This window comes from Amycolatopsis sp. CA-128772 (assembly GCF_002904295.1).
Classification (GTDB): Bacteria; Actinomycetota; Actinomycetes; order Mycobacteriales; family Pseudonocardiaceae; genus Amycolatopsis.
The window spans coordinates 167,122-182,755 of sequence record NZ_PPHG01000097.1 but is presented as its reverse complement, the minus strand read 5'-3'; the positions used below and the strand labels follow the sequence as shown (position 1 = coordinate 182,755).

Sequence of the window (15,634 nt, the reverse complement as noted above, 5' to 3'; positions counted from 1 at the left end):
ACGGTCTGAAGTGGACTCACAAGTCAGCCAGCACGCTGGCAAGGGCGGGGAACCCGATGAAGACGAGGAAGCCGATGAACAGCATCACCACGGGTAGGCTCATCCGTTCGGTGGCTGCTTGGGCATCGCCTTCGGCGTCGGTGAGTTCGCGAGTACGCAATGCCGCCGCCTTGGCCGCGAGGCTCGCGCGGACCCGGGCGCCTTCGGTACCCGCGAGGCTGACCGACGCGGCGAGCTCGGCGAGCTGGTGCACGTCGAGTTCGCCACCAAGCTGACCGAGGGTGGCCCACGGCGTGGTGCGGGTCAGCTTGGCGGTGACCAGCGCGCGACGAAGCTGCTGGAACGCCCAGCCCTTGCCGATCCCGACCGCATCCGACAGCGCGCCGTCGACACCGGCGCCGCCGGCCAGCAGAACCCGGATGAGGTTCAGGTAGGCCGACAACGCGTGCCGGAAGGTGGAACGGCGCCGCTCGGCCTCCTTTCGAACGCGGATGTCCGGGAGAAGGAATCCGCCGAGCCCGAAGAGCAGCCCGGCGATCGCGGGAGCTCCCCAGGAGAGGCCGATGTCGGCCACGACGAGCAGCACCTGCATCAGGGTCGGCAACAGCACCCCGGCCAGCGCCAGCGACGCCTTCTCGGCCAGATGGTGCTCGATGCCCTTACCGGTGACCGCGAGGTCGTTGCGTAGCTCGCTGTTGGGCAACCCGAGGGCAGCCAGCGGCTTGACGAACGGGCGGCCCACCCGCAGCGCCCAACCGTCGGATTCCGCGGTGAGGATCGGCGGCGGCGCTGGCGCCGCGTGCAGCCGGTCGACCAGGGCCCGCAGCGGCGGCCGCGGCGGGAACACGTAGACCACGAGCGCCCACAAACCGACGCCGAGCCCGGCTCCCCAGAGCAACGCCTCGATCATGATGACGCTCCCTTCCCGGTGAGCAGGTCATCGTGCTGCCGGATCGCGCTCAGCTCGGTCAGGAACCTCTCGGGGTCACGCTGGCGCACGATCCGGCCGAGCCAGGTGAAGGCGACCGCCAACAGCAGGCCGACGAGCAGCAGCATGATCTGCCCGAACGCGGAGTCGTAGGGGGCGAGGTAGCCACGGTTGAGCAGCACCAGCCCAACCGCGAAGACCAACGTGGTGATCACGACGACCCGCACGCTGGTCCGGGTGCGAGCACGGCCGGCCTCAACCCGCATGCGCATGGACGCCTGCTCGCGTGCCTCGCCGGCGAGTTCGCCGAGCAGGTCGGCCAGCTGCCGGGCCTGGTGCTCGGCGGCCAGCACGAGCGCGGAGATCACCAGATCGGCGGTCGGATCGCGAAACTGGTCGGCAAGGTGCCGCAGGGAGGGCGCGAGGCGTTCGCCGCGTTCCAGCCGGACGGCCAGCTCGGTGATCTCCTCGCGGACCGCCTCCGGGCAGGCCGCGGCGGTGGCGAGGATGGCCTGTTCCAAGCCAGCCGCGGCGACGAGGGTGTCACGCAGCATCTCCGTCCACCCGGCGATCGCCTCGATGCGTTCGAGCTGACGCTGGTGGTCGACGTTCGAGCCGAGGATCCGCGGCAGGCCGACCACCGCGACCACGGTCAGGATCCCGCCGACCACCCAGCCGGTGACCACACCGACCGCCAGGCCGACGAGCACGGCCGCGACGAGCAGGCCGACCTGCTTGCGGTCGTGCCGTGCGGCCAGCCAGGTGCTCAGCCGCGACGACGTCACCACACGCGCGGGCCGACCGCGCAGGCCGGCGACCATGAGCAGGGCCCCGACGGCGACACCGCCTCCGAGCACGCCCAGCAAGACGATGGTCATGGCGTCCACCAGCCTTCGCGCCGCTCGAACAGGTCCGGGTCATAGCCCGCTTCGACGAGCAGGTCGACGGTGTCGGTGCGCAGCGGCGCGCCGGGCACCGCCCGCAGGTCTGGGCCGGGCCGCCAGACCTCATTGCTGATGATCTGGGCGCCGTCGGCACCGACGACTTCGCGGATCGAGGAGACAACACGCTTGCTGGGGTCGTCGCGGGGCTTTTCCAGGTGAACCACGGAATGCAGCGCGGCGGCGACCAGGAGGTTGGTGGCCTCCATCGGCAGCCGCTCGGGCCCCTGCACCGCGTAGGCGGCGAGCTTGGTGAACGCGCCCTGGCTGCTGGAGGAGTGCAGGGTGCCCATGCTGCCGTCGTTGCCCATGGACATCGCGTTGGTCAGCGGGATGACCTCGGGGCCGCGGACTTCCCCGACGATGACCCGGTCCGGGCTCATCCGCAGGGACTGCCACACGAGGTCCGACAGCGAGATCTCGCCCTGGCCCTCGATGTTCGGTTCGCGGGCCTGCAGCGCCACCACATCCGGGTGGACCTCGGCGTCCTCGCCGAGGCCGAGCTCGAAGACGTCCTCGATGGTCACCAGGCGCTCCCACGGCGGGATCGCCGAGGCCAGGCCGCGCAGCATGGTCGTCTTGCCGATCGCCGTGCCGCCGGTGACGAGGATGTTGCGCTTCGCCTTCACGAGGGCTTTCAGGAAGCTCTCGAGGGCGAGGTCAATCGTCCCGTTCTTGCGCAGGTCGGCCAAGGTGACCTTCGTGAACCGGTGCCGGCGGATCGACACCGACGGCCGCGCGGTCACCGCCATAACCGCCGAGACGCGCTCGCCGCCAGGCAGCTGGAAGTTCACGATCGGGCTGCCGCGGTCGAAGCGTCGCTCCTCCACACCGGAACGGGTCGCCAGGTCTCGGATGAGCTCGATCAGCTCGGTGTCGGAGCCGACCACCGGAGGCAAACGCTTGCGACCGCCGTCAGCGCGCTTGACGAAGACGCGGTCGCCGTTGATGTTGATGTTCTCGACATCGGTGTCGGCGAGCAGCGGTTCCAGGCCGGCCAGGCCGAAGACCTCGTCGAGGACCTGGCGGATCACGCGCTGCTCGACCTCGGCGGCCACGAGCATCCCGCCAGCCGCGGAGTTGCGCAGCTCGGCCTGTGCGTGCGCTTCGGCCGCGTTGGTCAGGATGGCCTCGGCCAGGCGACGGCGTGCCGGTGCGTCCAACGGTGGCCGGCCGGCGGACTCGTCGGCTCGGACGCGGTGGCTGAGCTGGCTGGACAGCTCGTCGCGCAGGTGCTGCCGCAGCCGTTCCACCGCCGCGGTCTCACCGGCGGGCCGGTGCGGAAGGTCTGTCGGCCCAGGCACGTGCGGGCGGCCGTTGACCGGCACGGCCAGGTCGGGGCGCGTCATGGCGTCGCACCGTTCCGGATGTGCGGGCCGACCTGCTGCGGGGTTACGCCTGGGATCGACTCGCTGACAACCGCCAGCCGCAGGTGCGGTGGCCGGCTTCCCTCGGTGAGGATCGGCTGGCGTCCGTGCGAGTGGAGGTTCAGCGCGATCGCTGCCGCGGCCCGACCAAGCGCCGACTTGTCCGCCCCTCGCCGGCTCGTGCCCTGGCCGCTGAACATCGCCGCGCCCTTGGTGTCGGCAGGCACCCGGCCCATCACCGGGATCTGCAGCGTCTGCGAGACCTCCGCAGTCGGGTAGCCGTCGCCCACCAGGACGAGGCACGGTCGGCGTGACCACTGCTGGGCGGCTTGCAGTTTGAGCGAGACATGCGCGAGCTCGTCGTCGTGCGGGCGTGCAAGCAGCAGCATCGCGTCCGCACCGCGGATGATCGGCAGCGCGGGAGAACCGGGATCGACCCGGCCGCAGTCGGCGATGACCACGGTGTCCGGCTGGTCGGCCGCGCGACGCAGCGGCGACGAGACTCCGGAGGCCAGCACCGCGAGCGCTGCACGAGCTTGTTCAGCGCCGACCGGGCCAGGCACGACCCGCAAGCCGCCCGGCAGAGGCTGGGAATGCTGGACGAGCAGGCTCGGGCCGGCACATCCACGGCCGCGGGCGGCTGCGGCCAAGCTGACCAGGCCCGGTGTGTCGGGCAGCCGGAAGCGGGCCATCAGGTCGCCGCCGGCCGGGTCGGTTTCGACGACGATCGGACTCTGCTGGGTCGGCCAGCAGGCTCCGAGTGCGGTCGCCAGGGTGGTCGCACCGGGCGAGCCTTTGAGGGAGCAAACGGCGATCAGCATCAGCGTCCTCCCCCGGCAATCGCCACGAGGCTGAGCTGGCCCGCCGGGGCCGAAGCCAACGCGCGAGCGTCCGATTCGGCCAACTGCAAGGAGACCACGGTGATCTGCTCGGTCTCCCGAGCAGCGACGGCGGCCACCACCGCGGTCCATGACGACGTCTGGCCGACCGACGTCCCGACAGCTGGGCTTTGCCCCGGCGTCGCGAGGACGGCCACCGTAGTCCCGGGCGCCAGGTCGGGCGGAAACTGTCCCGGCTTCAGCCCCACCGCCGCGACACCCTTGCCGGGCGCAGGAATCTGGGGAACGCCAAGGACCGAGCGCGTCACCAACGAGCCGACGGGCAGGCTGAATGCCACCGGCTGGCCGACCACAGTGGACGCTGCCGACGCGGGCAGCACGTCCATTCCAGAGTCCACCGCCATGCTGACCTGCTTGAGATCCTGAACCTCGAGAAGCTGGCCCACGGCAACGGCACGAGCCAGCGCGACGACGCTTTCGCGGTCGCCGAGCTGCATCCCGGCGAACACGCCTCCGGCAGAGCAAACGGCGACCAGCAGGACACCGAGCAGCAGGTGGGGCACGCTGCGGCGCCGGCCCCCGCCACTCAGGCGTGCGGGCGTCTTGCCATCACGGCTCGCCCACGAGTTCAGCGACGCGGGTTTCGCGTCCGTGCTGGTTGAACTTGCGGTAGTTGTCACCACCGACCTCCTCAAGGCATGACGCCATCGCGACGCGTCGACTCGGGTGTTCGACGTGCCTTTCTCAACGGGGGGTTGTGTTGTGCGTGCCGGATCTCAGCCGGTGGCGATTCCCTGGCTCTCCGCCACACGGAACGCCGCCGAGGCGGAGGTCGTCATGTTCGGGAACGCGCCGCCCGTGCCTGCGCCCGACCACGTCACGGTCCAGTTCACCGTGGCGGTCACCGGGAACGCGTCCGAGCGCTGGCCGGCCGACGACGTCTTGTACGTGTAGCCGCAGTCCGGCGACGCGCCCTTCGGATCACCGCCTCCGGGAAACGGCGAGCCGGGGCCGGTGCAGGTCACCGAGCCACCTTCGCCCATAGACCAGGTCACCGAGGTCGGCTTGGCGACCGCGGTCACCGAGACCCCCGGCACCGACGCGGTGGCCGAGACGTCTCCCCAACTGCTCCGGTCCAGCCACAACCAGGTCGGCAGGGTGACCAGCTGGTCGCCAGCCGGATTCGCCTTGATCTTCGGTGCGGGCAGACGCAGCTGGTTCCGCGCCTGCGCGGCGAGCTCAGCGGGCGATGGCTGCGGCGCCGGACCGGGTTCACCGTCCGCGATCCAGACGGGTGGCCGGTACAGGGTGTCCCGGAAGCCGGCCCCAATGCACTTGTAGACGTACCAGGCGCCGGACGGCGGCTGTGCGCCCGCCAGTCGCCGATAGGCAGCGGGCACCGCCGTGGCCGGTCCAATCCTCGGCGGGACATGGAACGCTACCGGCTGAGCGCTTCCAGGTGGCGGCCCCTCGTATCCGCTGCGCTCGTAGCCGCACTGGGCCAGGTTGCCGCCGCCAATGATCGTGTCGCCGCCGGGATCCGAAGGTCCGCCGCCGGAGTTGTGATGCCCTGGGCCTCCGGGCTTGTTCGGCTGGTTGCCGTGGTCGCCACCCTGCTGCCCGCCCTTGCCCGCTCCGAGTTCACAGCCGGGATTCGGGTACTGGCTGCAGTCGGTGTAGCCGTAGCCGTCGGCGAGCGCGGGCGCGGCGCCGATCACCACGATGGCCACCGCCAGCACGACCGCGGGCGCCGCACGGTTCAGCATGTGCCCACCCCCTCGACCGCGAACCTGGTGACCTTCCACGAGCCGTCCGCCTGCTTCTTGACTCCGCGGTAATCGCGCGGTGCCCGCCCGGCGAGTCGGTGAAAGGCGAACCGTCCTTCTTGTACTTCAACCAGTTCGTGCTGTCCCCGCAGTCGGAGATCATGATCGTCGTGGGCTTGCTCGGCGGCTTCTCCTCGGTGACCTTCGGGCTCGTCACCGGCGCTCCCTTCGACGCCACGCCGTTGAGGTGGTCGGTGTAGAGGCTGCGGTTGATCACGCCGAGCGCGTCACCGGTCGCGTACTTCGCCACTTCAGGTGATTGCCAGTCCGCCGTCTCGCCGGCCTTTGCCATCGCCCGCCACATGCCGACGTAGGCATCGGTCGCCAGCTGGGGCGCGGGAGTCGGCTGCGGAACCGAGGTCGAGCTGGTCACCGGCGGGTTCGACGCAGAGGCTGACGGTGCTGAAGAACCGCCGCTGGAGCACGCGCTGAGCGTGAGCGCGGCGAAGCTCAGCAAGATCGCGTGGGTTGACACCTTCGTCCATGATGGACGAACCGCACCTGACGGAGTCGACATCATTCCGCTACCCCTGTCCATCCTGACCGGCATCACGGCCGCCATCGCGGTCGTGATCGGCGGTGCGCTCGTGTTCCGTACTCCCCGCCGGCAGGTCGCGGCGCAGCTGGTGATCGCGGCCGCACTCGTCGGCGCTCTCGCCTGGCGCGTTCCCGACGTGGCGCAGTTCGCGGTTTCCGCGAGCGTGGCGGCGTTCGGCGTGCCGCTCGCCTTTGTCGATGCCCGACAGCGTCGCCTGCCGAACCTGCTTGTTCTCGGACTCGCCGGTTCGGTCGGCGCCGCGATCGTCACGACCGCCGTCGTCAACCGCGAGGCCGGTTCGCTGGCTCGCGCCGTCGCCGGCGCGGCCGTGACCGCCGCGTTCTTCCTCGCCGTGTACTTCGTGGCGCCCGGCCAACTCGGCGGCGGCGACGTGAAGCTGGCCGTTCCTCTCGGGGCGGCGCTTGCGTGGTTCGGCTGGCAAACGCTTGCTCTCGGCAGTCTGCTGCCCTGGCTGGCCGCCGCAATCGCGGTGGCGATCATGCGTTTCGCTCGGCGTCGGACCGTGATCCCGATGGGGCCATTCCTGATCGCCGGCACGCTGGCGGCCATGCTCCTCGCGAACGGGTAGCCGACTGATCGGCTCAAGCGAGCAAGACGTCATTGCAGCTTCCCTCCCCTTGTGAATCTCGGTGACCGGCCGGCCTTCTCGCCAGACACGGCCGGCCACCGTCCTCTTCGATTCCTCTTCCGTTCCCAGGCGCCGGAGCCCGGGTGACTTCCGGTTTAGCGGCCTGACCTCGGCTGAGTGCAAGGTAAGTCGACGGGTGAGTCTGGACTCAGTCGGCAGATCTTCACTCGTTCGGACGAAGGTGTCCGGTCGATAGGACGTCAAGGACTCGACTGGGGCAAGCCGGGAGGCACTTCGTGATAGGTCTCCTGATGTGGATGACTGGGACATGCCATACCGGCAGAGCGTGCACGAGGTACTTGCCCTGCTGCGCGGTGACTGGACCGTCGCCGTCCTCGCGACCTTGGCGCTCGGCGAGCTGGAATTCACCAAGCTGCGGAACGAGGTGAATGAAGCCGAGGAACGCTCCGGCTGGACGTCGCATTCGAAGCCGCTGACGGCTCGCACGCTGACCGACACCCTCCGGCGGCTCGAGCAGGACGGGCTCGTCGAACGACGCGCGGAAGGCAGCGCCTTCTCCAATGTCTGGTACAAGCTGTCACCCGACGGCCGTGCGCTTCTGCGCGCGTTGCGTCCCTTGGCCACGTGGTCGCAAGCGTCGCGACCAGACACGAGCGGACAGCCGCGGCCATCGCTAGGCGGTCGACTTGACGACTCGGACCTGATTGCGCCCGGCGTCCTTGGCCGCGAACAGCGCGTTGTCAGCGGAGATCAGGACCTCTTCCAGCGAACTGCCCGCCGCGGGGAACGCAGCTGCGCCGATCGACACGCTGACGTGGAAGCCCGGTCCGGAATCCGGCTCGATGACGGTGCGCTCGACGTGCTCCCGGATGCGGTCCGCGATGGCGTGAATCGCATCCGGCGAGCTGCCCGGCAGCAGGACGACAAACTCCTCGCCACCGAAGCGCCCGCAGAGGTCGTCGCTCCGGACTTCGTTGCGAATGGCGTTGCCGACCAGGACGAGCGCCTTGTCCCCGGTGAGGTGCCCGTGAACGTTGTTCACGTCGCGGAAGTGGTCGATGTCGATCATCAGGACACCGACGTCGAAGCCGTGCTGGCGAGCGCGGTCGATCTCCTTCGCCGCGATCGCATGCCAAGTCGCCGCGTTGAGCAGCCCGGTCTTCGAATCGGTGGTCGAAGCGTGCTCGAACTGGCGGATCAAGACGCTCCGGTGCAGCGCATAGAGCGGCAGGAACAACACGATCACGAGCCATGGGCGCAGCGTCAGCAGGACCGCCGTCAGGGCGCCCATGCACAACGTCGCCAGCTCGAGGATGTTCTCGTTGAGCGCGCCGAGCAGCCGCTTGAACGAAAGGCTTCGCCTGGCGAGGGCGATCGCCACCCCGACGATCGTCGAGTTCGCGGCGAAGTAGATCGCGATCACCAAGGCCAAGCCGACCGCGGTCCAGACACCGGCTTCCTGACCGGGCGGCACGACGTTCAGCTGCCGAGCAGCCCACCCTGCGATCTGGCAGGACAGGATCACGTTCGCCGTACTGAAGATGACTCGGTGCGCGTGGATCCCGGCGACGCCTCGCCAGCTGCGCAGCCACAGGTGCAGGTACAGCAGCACGGCGACGAGGGCTGCCAACGCGGTCGGGAGGGTCAGCGCGGCGGCCAGGGTCCACACGGACGAGAAGTTGACGTGCGGGGTGTCCGAAAACCGCCGTCGCCGCCGCTCGACCCGTCGCGTCATCTCCGCGGCCAGGATGCCGAGCCCGACGATCAACCCGCAGGACACGACATCTCGCCAGGCCATCGGGGCCCTCGCGTCGAAGACGATGGCCGCTACCGCGATGGCGTCGATGACCAGCAAAAACCCCGCCGCGGGTCGCGGTAGCAACCAGATAGCCCATCGTGACCAACCGGAGCGCTCAGCGACCCCCTCGTTCGGCATACTGATCTCGCTTCCGTTCCCAGGGGAGGACCCGAGGTCCTCGAGCTCCGGCTGCCGCACCTCGGCACCTCCCGCCGCCGGACGCTCCGGGAGGGGGTCACTATGCGTAACAAGGACTTCTGAGCGCGCTGAATCCACCGGTGCGGGCTCGTCCTCGACAGTTCTCGCCTGCCGAGGTCGAGCCGCCCACCAGACGAACCCGGCCGCGACCGCGGAGAGTGACGCCACCACGCCCGACGCGGCGACGACGAAGACGGGATCAAGCCGCTCGGCCACCACGCCGGCGCCGAGGATCGCAATGCCCTGCGAGCTGTAGAGGCAGGTGCTCAGACGCCCCATCGTGGTGCCCCGGCGCGCGTCCGGCACCAACTCGACAACGACCGCCTGCAGCCGGATCAAGTAGATGGTCGACAGCGCACCCGAAACCGCCCAGAGCCCTGCGGCCCACCAAGCGCCTGGTAGCGCGAGGCAAGCGATCAAGGGCAGGCCGGACGCCGCCGCGGGCACGACGACCAGCTTCGCCGTGATCGCAATATCGGGCCCGAGCCGGCTGGCCAGCCAGCCGCCGAGCACGCTGCCGACGGGATCGGCCGCCATCAGGACGCCGACCCCGATCGACGTCAGGCCCACCGCCTTCGCATACGGCGCCGCCAAGCCTTCAGGTACGACAAGAAATCCGATCATCGCGGCCAGCATGTAGATGGCGACCATGCGCGGGTCGGTGGCCGCCGAAGCTGACCGCGTCGTCGTCTTGGTCTCGGCTCGGCTGACGGGACGAGTTCGGACCGCCGCGGCGACCACAACGGCGCTGACCAGGAACGTCGCGGCGTTCACCAGCAGCGCGCCGCTGGTGCTCAAGCTCGTCACGAGCAGGCCGCCGAGCCCGAAGCCGGCCACCTGGGCCGTTTGTGTGCTGATCTGCCGGAGGCCGAGACCGGCCTGGTACAGCCCGTTCGGAAGCACGTCCGGCAGGAGCGCGAGCTGAGCGGCCTTGAACGGCGCCGCAGCCATGGTCAGGCAGCCGATCAACGCCCAAAGGATCCAGAGCGGCATCCCCGGCACAGCCATCGCCGCCGCCAGCACGGCGCGCACGACGTCGGTCACGACGATCACCGTCCGGCGCGGATAGCGGTCCGCCAGACCGGAGAGCAAGAAGCCGCCCAGGATCGCCGGCACAAAGGTCAGGGCGTAGGTGAGTGCCGTCAGCGCCGCGGAGTCCGTGCGCGCGTAGACCAGCAGCGCGAGCGCCACCCGCGCAACCTGATCACCGAAGACCGACAAGGCTTCGGCGAGCCACAGCGCGCGGAACTCACGACCTCGCAGCGCCGCAGCAAAACCGCGGGATCCGGTTTCGGTCATCGGCCCTCCCCACCGCCGTCGAAACTCGCCCGGCAGGCCCCCTACCTGGAAGAACCACGGTATGCCCGCTCCGTGTCCATGTGGACACAAGTAGCGACAGATCACCCAATCGCAGCACGGCCGTGACGGTCCGCTACTGACTTGATCGACTTCCGCCGATCAGAGCAGGCGGCTGTTGAATCCCGCCGCGACCAGGCGATTGAACGCGTCGGCCACGGCGGGCGGCACCGGCTGCTCGATGGCGAAGCCACGTTCGGGGTAGATCATCACCCGCTGCAGATCGCCGATCATCATGTCGACGACCTCGGCGGCGTCGCCGATCGACTTGACGTACTCCTCCAGCGTCAGCGGCGCCGACGTGCACGTCACCGCGACTTCAGGCCACAGGCGCCGGCAGGTCGCGAACGCCCGCCGCTCCATGTACGGCATCGAGATGAGGAGCACGGAGTCCGGTGTCAGCCCGGCCCCGATGAGCAGGTCGCGGGAGAGCGAGATGTTGGCGCCGGTGTTCGCGGCCTCAGGCTCGACCAGGATGGCGGTGTCCGGCACGCCCAGCTCCAAGGCGCGCTCGCGGAAGTGGACGGCTTCGCCGCGCGGGAAGATGGCGGCGGTGTCCCGGCTGGTCGCACCGGTGAAGACGACGGTCTGGAACAGGCCGCGGTGGTACAGCTCGGCCGCGTACTCAGCGACGCCGATGTCGTTGCATCCCAGCGCGATGGCGACGTCGCACGCAGAAAACTCGTGGTGGACCTGGTGGAAGTCCCACACGAGCTCGGCGTCGTGCCACTCCACATCGGTAAGTTGCCGCGTCACGGCGCGTTCGTACTCCCTCGGGTCGCGTGCGCGGGCTTACGCCTGGCGTTCGTACGCGCGGCGAATGCCCGAGATGGCCTGTAACTGATGCATCATCCCGTACTGCGTCGAGGTCGCGGCAGCGCCCTCCAGCAGCTTGAGCCCGTTATCGGCCGTGGCGGGGTCGGACAGCAGGAGGTGGCCGTGCGCGGTATCGAGGCGAACGCGCTGCATGGGTGCGTCGCCGGGCCGGTGGTCGAGCGCCACCTGGAAGGCGACGCCGGCTTGGCGTAGGTCGCCATCACCACGGTGCGCCAAGGCCAGCTTCTGGAACGCCACAGACCAGTCCTGCGGCTCTTCGAGAGCCTCGAACTGCCGGATGGCGGGCTTGATGAAGGTGATGGCGTCCACGTTCCGGCCCGCCTTGCTGAGCGCGGTCCCGACCCAGAGCTGGGCGCGGGTGCGGTCGCGGGCGTCGAGGCGGGTGTCCGTGGCCAGCTGCCGGTACTGCTCGGCAGCAGGCTCGTGGTTGCCGCCCATCTCGTCGAGGACCGCCAGCTGGAGTTCGAGCTGCGCGACCCGCCGGTCGGCACCGAGCTCGCGGAAGACCGCCATGGCGCGTCCGTAGCTCTGCCGGGCGGACATCGGTCCGGTGAGGACGCCTTGGTCCTGACGCAGATCACCGAGAAGCCGTAGCGACCGGCCGTAGAGGTAGAGCCCGCGGTCATCGCCGCTGGGGACCAGCCGGCCGGTCCAGCGATCCAGCAGGAGCTTCGCCAGGTCGAACTCCTGGCGGCCGAGGCAGACGGCGACTCGGTCAAGGTCGTCGGCCCAGGTTTCGTAGTCAGCGCTCGGACGCGATACCACGGCGGCGCCTTCGGCCAACAGTTCTTCGAGGCCGCGCGACGTGACGCCGAGCGCCTTTGCGAGTTTCGGCCGCTTGTAAGGCAGCGGCTCCGATTTGCCGCGTTCCCACTGCCCGACGGTAGTCGTGTCGAGGCCCAGTTCGATGGCCAGCGTCTCCTGGGTGTAGCCAGCTGCCTTACGAGCCCGGATGAGCCCGTGGCGCCGCGTTCCCATGATTCACTCCCTAGATCACCGCCTGAGGTCATTAGATTACCGCAGGTCAGATGGCTGTACGCAAGATCTCCTACAGATTCGCCCCGGATGTACGCCCTGGTGATTCAGCTGAACGACCCGCGAAAGTCGATTTCGGCACCCCGGTGGCTGGTCGACCGCCTCGCTTCCCCTCCGATGCGAGCCCCGGTCACCAGGGGTGCCACCCAAGACCGGCGGCAACTGAAAACCATGACCTCGAAACAAAAATCGAAAGACGAGCCAGCGTGCGGTCCCGAATGGCCGAACGAGGAAGACCTGGCTCTGTACGTGTTACTCAGCCGAGTACTGCACGGACTTCGTCACCTTCCCGAAGATTATTCAGCTGGCCAACGTGAAAGCAAGGACCGAACGATGAACGCAACTCGCAAACCTGCGGTACTCGCCGTGAGCGTCGGACTGCGCGATGCGCGCGAGCGCCGGAACATCGGACTCCGCGAGTTGGCTCGCATGCTGGGAATCAGCGCACAGAAGCTGTCGAACGTGGAACTGGGGACGAACGTCCCCGAGCCCACGCTGGTCGCCCATATCCTCGGTTGCCTCCGAGTCAGCCGTACCGAATTCGACCAGATCATGAAGATCGCCAAGCAGGTCGACGTCCCGAACTTCGTCGACCAGTCCGCGGCACCGCTGATCGATCTGTTGTGGACATACGAGCAGCTTTCAAGCCGAATCGTGGAGTGGGCGCCATTCCGCATCCCGGATCTCCTGCTGCCATCACCGCCGCCCGTCGCGGCTCAGGATGAGGCCACGGAGCAGTCCGAACGCCATGACCAGGAGCTGTTTCACCGCCAGTGTCGTCGGCAGACGATGGAGCAGGGTGGACGCCGGTACGTCTTCTTGATCGGCGACGAGGCCCTGCGCATGGCCCGCGACAAACCCGACGGCGCAGAGCAGATCAGGCAGCTCCGCGAAGCAGGGCGCCGCCTCGACGTCACGATCCAAATCGTCCACTCCGGTCCCGATTCCGCGGCCGCCTTCACGCTCTTCGAGGACGGCCCCAGGCCGATCGCCGTCGCGCTCAAGCACAGCCACTGCACGACGTACGGCACGGACAAGGACGTGCTGAACAAGTACCACGACACCGCGAGGGCACTGCTGGGGCGCGCCTCCGCCAAGCCGGTCACGATCGAGTCCTGGCTCGATTCTCTCCAAGCTCGGGCGTCGTGATGGTCGCCGCTGTCATCTACGTCGACCCGCAGACGATCCAGCCGGTTCTCAACGGCAAGTGGCATCGAATGGACCTCACCGCGGTGCCGCAGCCGGGAGAAGCTGTCACCATGCTCTGCGGCGAATCCGGCGAGGCGGAGTTCAAGCTCTCTGGTGAGGGTCGAAACGACCGCGTCCACCAGCAATGCGAGCCCTGTGACGATGTCCTCCGGCAACGGAAGGGAATCCCGTCACGGCGCGATCGGATCGGTCGCCGCTGAAGGACTTTCAGACTCGGGCAGCGTGCTCCGGCCAGACGACCGTGACGTCCAGCCCCTGATCCCTTGCGGCCTCGACGACATCCGCGGTGCCGCCATGGCCGCCGGACGGCCCGCCGTCCCAGACCGCGATCATCTTGTCCACGATGGACAGAACGTGTTCGCTGGCGGCCATGTAGGCGTCGCGGTTCGACTCGGCGAACGGCATCGTGTGGACGCTCGCGGTGGCGATCAAACTGTCGAACTCGGTCGCGTTGTCCGGCTTGACCGAAGGGATACCGAGTGCGGGTCGTCTCCCACAACCAGCGGGTCACACCGTCGGCAACATCGGCCCGGGACGCGCGTTCACCAGGCATGCTGGGCGAAGGCAGTCGTTCCCGCGCTGCCCTCAAGAGGCGATTCGGCTCTGGCATGGGCCCTCCCCGGTCACGCCGAGTGTAGCCACGCCTGTGCATTGAGTCACCGCGTGAAGCTGATCTGCCCCGGTCTGCCCCGCGCCTCCCTGCGACGCCCCTGAGCTTGGCCTCCCTCCCAGTAGCGGAGCCGCCGAAGCTGGGTTTGTCCAGCGCTCCGAACCCGAGGAGAACTCGATGTCGATCACCATCAGCACGCACCGAACCGGGCGGTCCTTGGTCTCCGCAGACCTCTTCCAACGCCTGACCAGCCGCATCATCACGGCCGAACGTTTCGAACGCGACCTCGCCGAACGCATCCTGGGCCAGGCGTTGGCGTTCCTCGCCGCGTGCGGCTCCAACGTCGATGCCCCGCTCGCCCCGAGCGAGCTCGTCGACATCGGCTGGCACACCTTCATCCTCGACACCCACGAGTACGCCGCCTTCTGCGACCGCGTCGCCGGCAGGTTCCTCCACCACGTGCCCACCGACGGCCGGAACGATGGGGAGTCACCCGCGGCCGTCTTCGCCCGAACGACCACGGCCATGCGGCGGCTCGGCTTCTGCCTCGACGAGGCGCTGTGGCCACGTACCGCGCTCGGCAGCTGCACGGGCTGTCACAATGGCTGCCACGAGGACCCGCCGCCGGTCGCGGCCTAAGAGGACGGACGGCGATGCCGCGCAGTACCTGGAAAGCCTTGCCCGTTGCGGCGCGAACCGCGATCGAGCGCGAAACCGGCCATGTACACAGCTCCGCACTCCCCGACGCAGGCCGCAACTCCGACTTCTCCGCCACCCTTCACACCGAGACCGGCACCATATTCTGCAAGGGCATCGCCGACGCGGATGGCAAGCGCGGCCGCATGCACCGCCACGAAGCCGCGGTCAACCGGGTCCTCCCGCGCGAGGTCGCTCCTCGGCTGCTGTGGCACGTCGAGGCCGACGGCTGGCTTCTGCTCGGCTTCGAGCACTCTCCCGGCCACCACGTCGACCTCTCGCCGGGATCCACCGACCTGGGACCGGTGCGGGACGTCGTTACGACGATGGCAGCCGGCCTGAGCACGGTGTCCGTCGACGCGCCGTCCCTGGCGGAACAGTGGGCGAGACTGGCCGCCTGGCGACGTCTCGCCAAGGACACGCCCGACGACCTCGATCCGTGGGCCCGAGACCACCTCGACGAACTGACGAGCTGGGAGACCACCGCGGTCGAGCACGTCGCGGGCAGCACACTCGCCCACACCGACCTGCACGCCTTGAACCTGCTGAGCAACGACGGCAAGATCCAGATCGTCGACTGGGCCTGGTCGCGAAACGCCAACGTGGCAGTCGATCCGGCCTTCCTCGTCACCCGTCTCATCGAGGCCGGCCACGATCCCGCGGCCGCGGAGACCTGGGCCGAACAGGTCCCGTTCTGGCAGCAAACCCCCGCCGAAACCAAGACCGCGCTCGCGGTCGCGATCTGGGGCATCTGGGAGTACCTCGAACGCCACCAGCCGCTGGCCCACCGCGCGGCCCTCACCGCGGCCGCCCGATCCTGGGCTCGCTTCCGGCTAGACCTCTGAA

General features: G+C 68.9%; 16 protein-coding genes and 1 pseudogene. 7 read left to right on the top strand and 10 right to left on the bottom strand.

Going from position 1 to position 15,634, the window contains the following annotated elements:
• Positions 1–16: 16 nt before the first annotated feature.
• From C2L59_RS44625 to C2L59_RS44600, 6 genes are all read right to left on the bottom strand, one after another.
• Positions 17–910, bottom strand: coding sequence for a type II secretion system F family protein (locus C2L59_RS44625; protein ID WP_103355628.1), 894 nt, complete (start codon positions 908–910; stop codon positions 17–19).
• Entirely contained in the window at positions 907–1,806 is a 900-nt protein-coding gene (locus C2L59_RS44620; RefSeq protein WP_103355731.1) for a type II secretion system F family protein, read from the bottom strand. Before C2L59_RS44620 ends, C2L59_RS44625 begins: the two co-directional genes overlap by 4 nt.
• Complete coding sequence (locus C2L59_RS44615; protein ID WP_103355627.1) at positions 1,803–3,218, bottom strand: CpaF family protein; 1,416 nt, start codon at positions 3,216–3,218, stop codon at positions 1,803–1,805. Before C2L59_RS44615 ends, C2L59_RS44620 begins: the two co-directional genes overlap by 4 nt.
• On the bottom strand, positions 3,215–4,057 hold the full coding sequence (locus C2L59_RS44610; protein ID WP_103355626.1) for a chromosome partitioning protein: 843 nt from the start codon (positions 4,055–4,057) through the stop codon (positions 3,215–3,217). Before C2L59_RS44610 ends, C2L59_RS44615 begins: the two co-directional genes overlap by 4 nt.
• Positions 4,057–4,755, bottom strand: coding sequence for a flagellar biosynthesis protein FlgA (locus C2L59_RS44605; RefSeq protein WP_103355625.1), 699 nt, complete (start codon positions 4,753–4,755; stop codon positions 4,057–4,059). Before C2L59_RS44605 ends, C2L59_RS44610 begins: the two co-directional genes overlap by 1 nt.
• Before the next feature lie 96 nt (positions 4,756–4,851).
• Positions 4,852–5,805, bottom strand: coding sequence for a hypothetical protein (locus C2L59_RS44600; RefSeq protein ID WP_233224031.1), 954 nt, complete (start codon positions 5,803–5,805; stop codon positions 4,852–4,854).
• 134 nt (positions 5,806–5,939) lie between these two features.
• Here C2L59_RS44600 and C2L59_RS47660 point away from each other — a divergent pair, with 134 nt between their 5' ends.
• From C2L59_RS47660 to C2L59_RS50535, 3 genes and pseudogenes are all read left to right on the top strand, one after another.
• Positions 5,940–6,101, top strand: a complete 162-nt coding sequence (locus C2L59_RS47660; RefSeq protein WP_158263154.1) for a hypothetical protein — start codon at positions 5,940–5,942, stop codon at positions 6,099–6,101.
• Positions 6,102–6,335: 234 nt separating this feature from the next.
• Positions 6,336–7,028 (top strand): A24 family peptidase, encoded by a 693-nt coding sequence (locus tag C2L59_RS44590; protein WP_158263153.1) that lies wholly within the window; start codon positions 6,336–6,338, stop codon positions 7,026–7,028.
• Between the two features lie 328 nt (positions 7,029–7,356).
• A pseudogene (locus tag C2L59_RS50535) lies at positions 7,357–7,677 on the top strand (winged helix-turn-helix transcriptional regulator); the annotation flags it as partial.
• 45 nt (positions 7,678–7,722) lie between these two features.
• On the opposite strand, the gene C2L59_RS44580 reads toward C2L59_RS50535, so the two are convergent.
• From C2L59_RS44580 to C2L59_RS49640, 3 genes are all read right to left on the bottom strand, one after another.
• Positions 7,723–10,344 (bottom strand): MFS transporter, encoded by a 2,622-nt coding sequence (locus tag C2L59_RS44580; RefSeq protein ID WP_103355622.1) that lies wholly within the window; start codon positions 10,342–10,344, stop codon positions 7,723–7,725.
• A gap of 159 nt (positions 10,345–10,503) precedes the next feature.
• A complete protein-coding gene (locus C2L59_RS44575) occupies positions 10,504–11,157 on the bottom strand; it encodes a YdcF family protein (protein ID WP_103355621.1) in 654 nt (217 codons plus the stop codon).
• Between the two features lie 36 nt (positions 11,158–11,193).
• The gene (locus tag C2L59_RS49640) at positions 11,194–12,216 is read right to left on the bottom strand and encodes a helix-turn-helix transcriptional regulator (protein ID WP_103355620.1); all 1,023 of its coding nucleotides are present in this window, start codon (positions 12,214–12,216) and stop codon (positions 11,194–11,196) included.
• 87 nt (positions 12,217–12,303) lie between these two features.
• On the opposite strand from C2L59_RS49640, the gene C2L59_RS44565 reads away from it, so the two are divergent.
• Positions 12,304–13,422, top strand: coding sequence for a Scr1 family TA system antitoxin-like transcriptional regulator (locus tag C2L59_RS44565; RefSeq protein WP_146060521.1), 1,119 nt, complete (start codon positions 12,304–12,306; stop codon positions 13,420–13,422).
• A complete protein-coding gene (locus C2L59_RS44560; RefSeq protein ID WP_103355730.1) occupies positions 13,422–13,682 on the top strand; it encodes a hypothetical protein in 261 nt (86 codons plus the stop codon). The genes C2L59_RS44565 and C2L59_RS44560 overlap by 1 nt, the downstream gene beginning before the upstream one ends.
• Before the next feature lie 7 nt (positions 13,683–13,689).
• Here C2L59_RS44560 and C2L59_RS44555 read toward each other — a convergent pair whose 3' ends face one another.
• Positions 13,690–13,887, bottom strand: a complete 198-nt coding sequence (locus C2L59_RS44555) for a hypothetical protein (RefSeq protein WP_233224030.1) — start codon at positions 13,885–13,887, stop codon at positions 13,690–13,692.
• Between the two features lie 382 nt (positions 13,888–14,269).
• Between C2L59_RS44555 and C2L59_RS44550 the strand changes: the two genes are divergently transcribed.
• Together C2L59_RS44550 and C2L59_RS44545 are read left to right on the top strand one after the other, a co-directional pair.
• On the top strand, positions 14,270–14,731 hold the full coding sequence (locus C2L59_RS44550) for a hypothetical protein (protein WP_103355618.1): 462 nt from the start codon (positions 14,270–14,272) through the stop codon (positions 14,729–14,731).
• Complete coding sequence (locus tag C2L59_RS44545) at positions 14,653–15,633, top strand: phosphotransferase family protein (protein ID WP_233224029.1); 981 nt, start codon at positions 14,653–14,655, stop codon at positions 15,631–15,633. Before C2L59_RS44550 ends, C2L59_RS44545 begins: the two co-directional genes overlap by 79 nt.
• Position 15,634 lies beyond the last annotated feature (1 nt).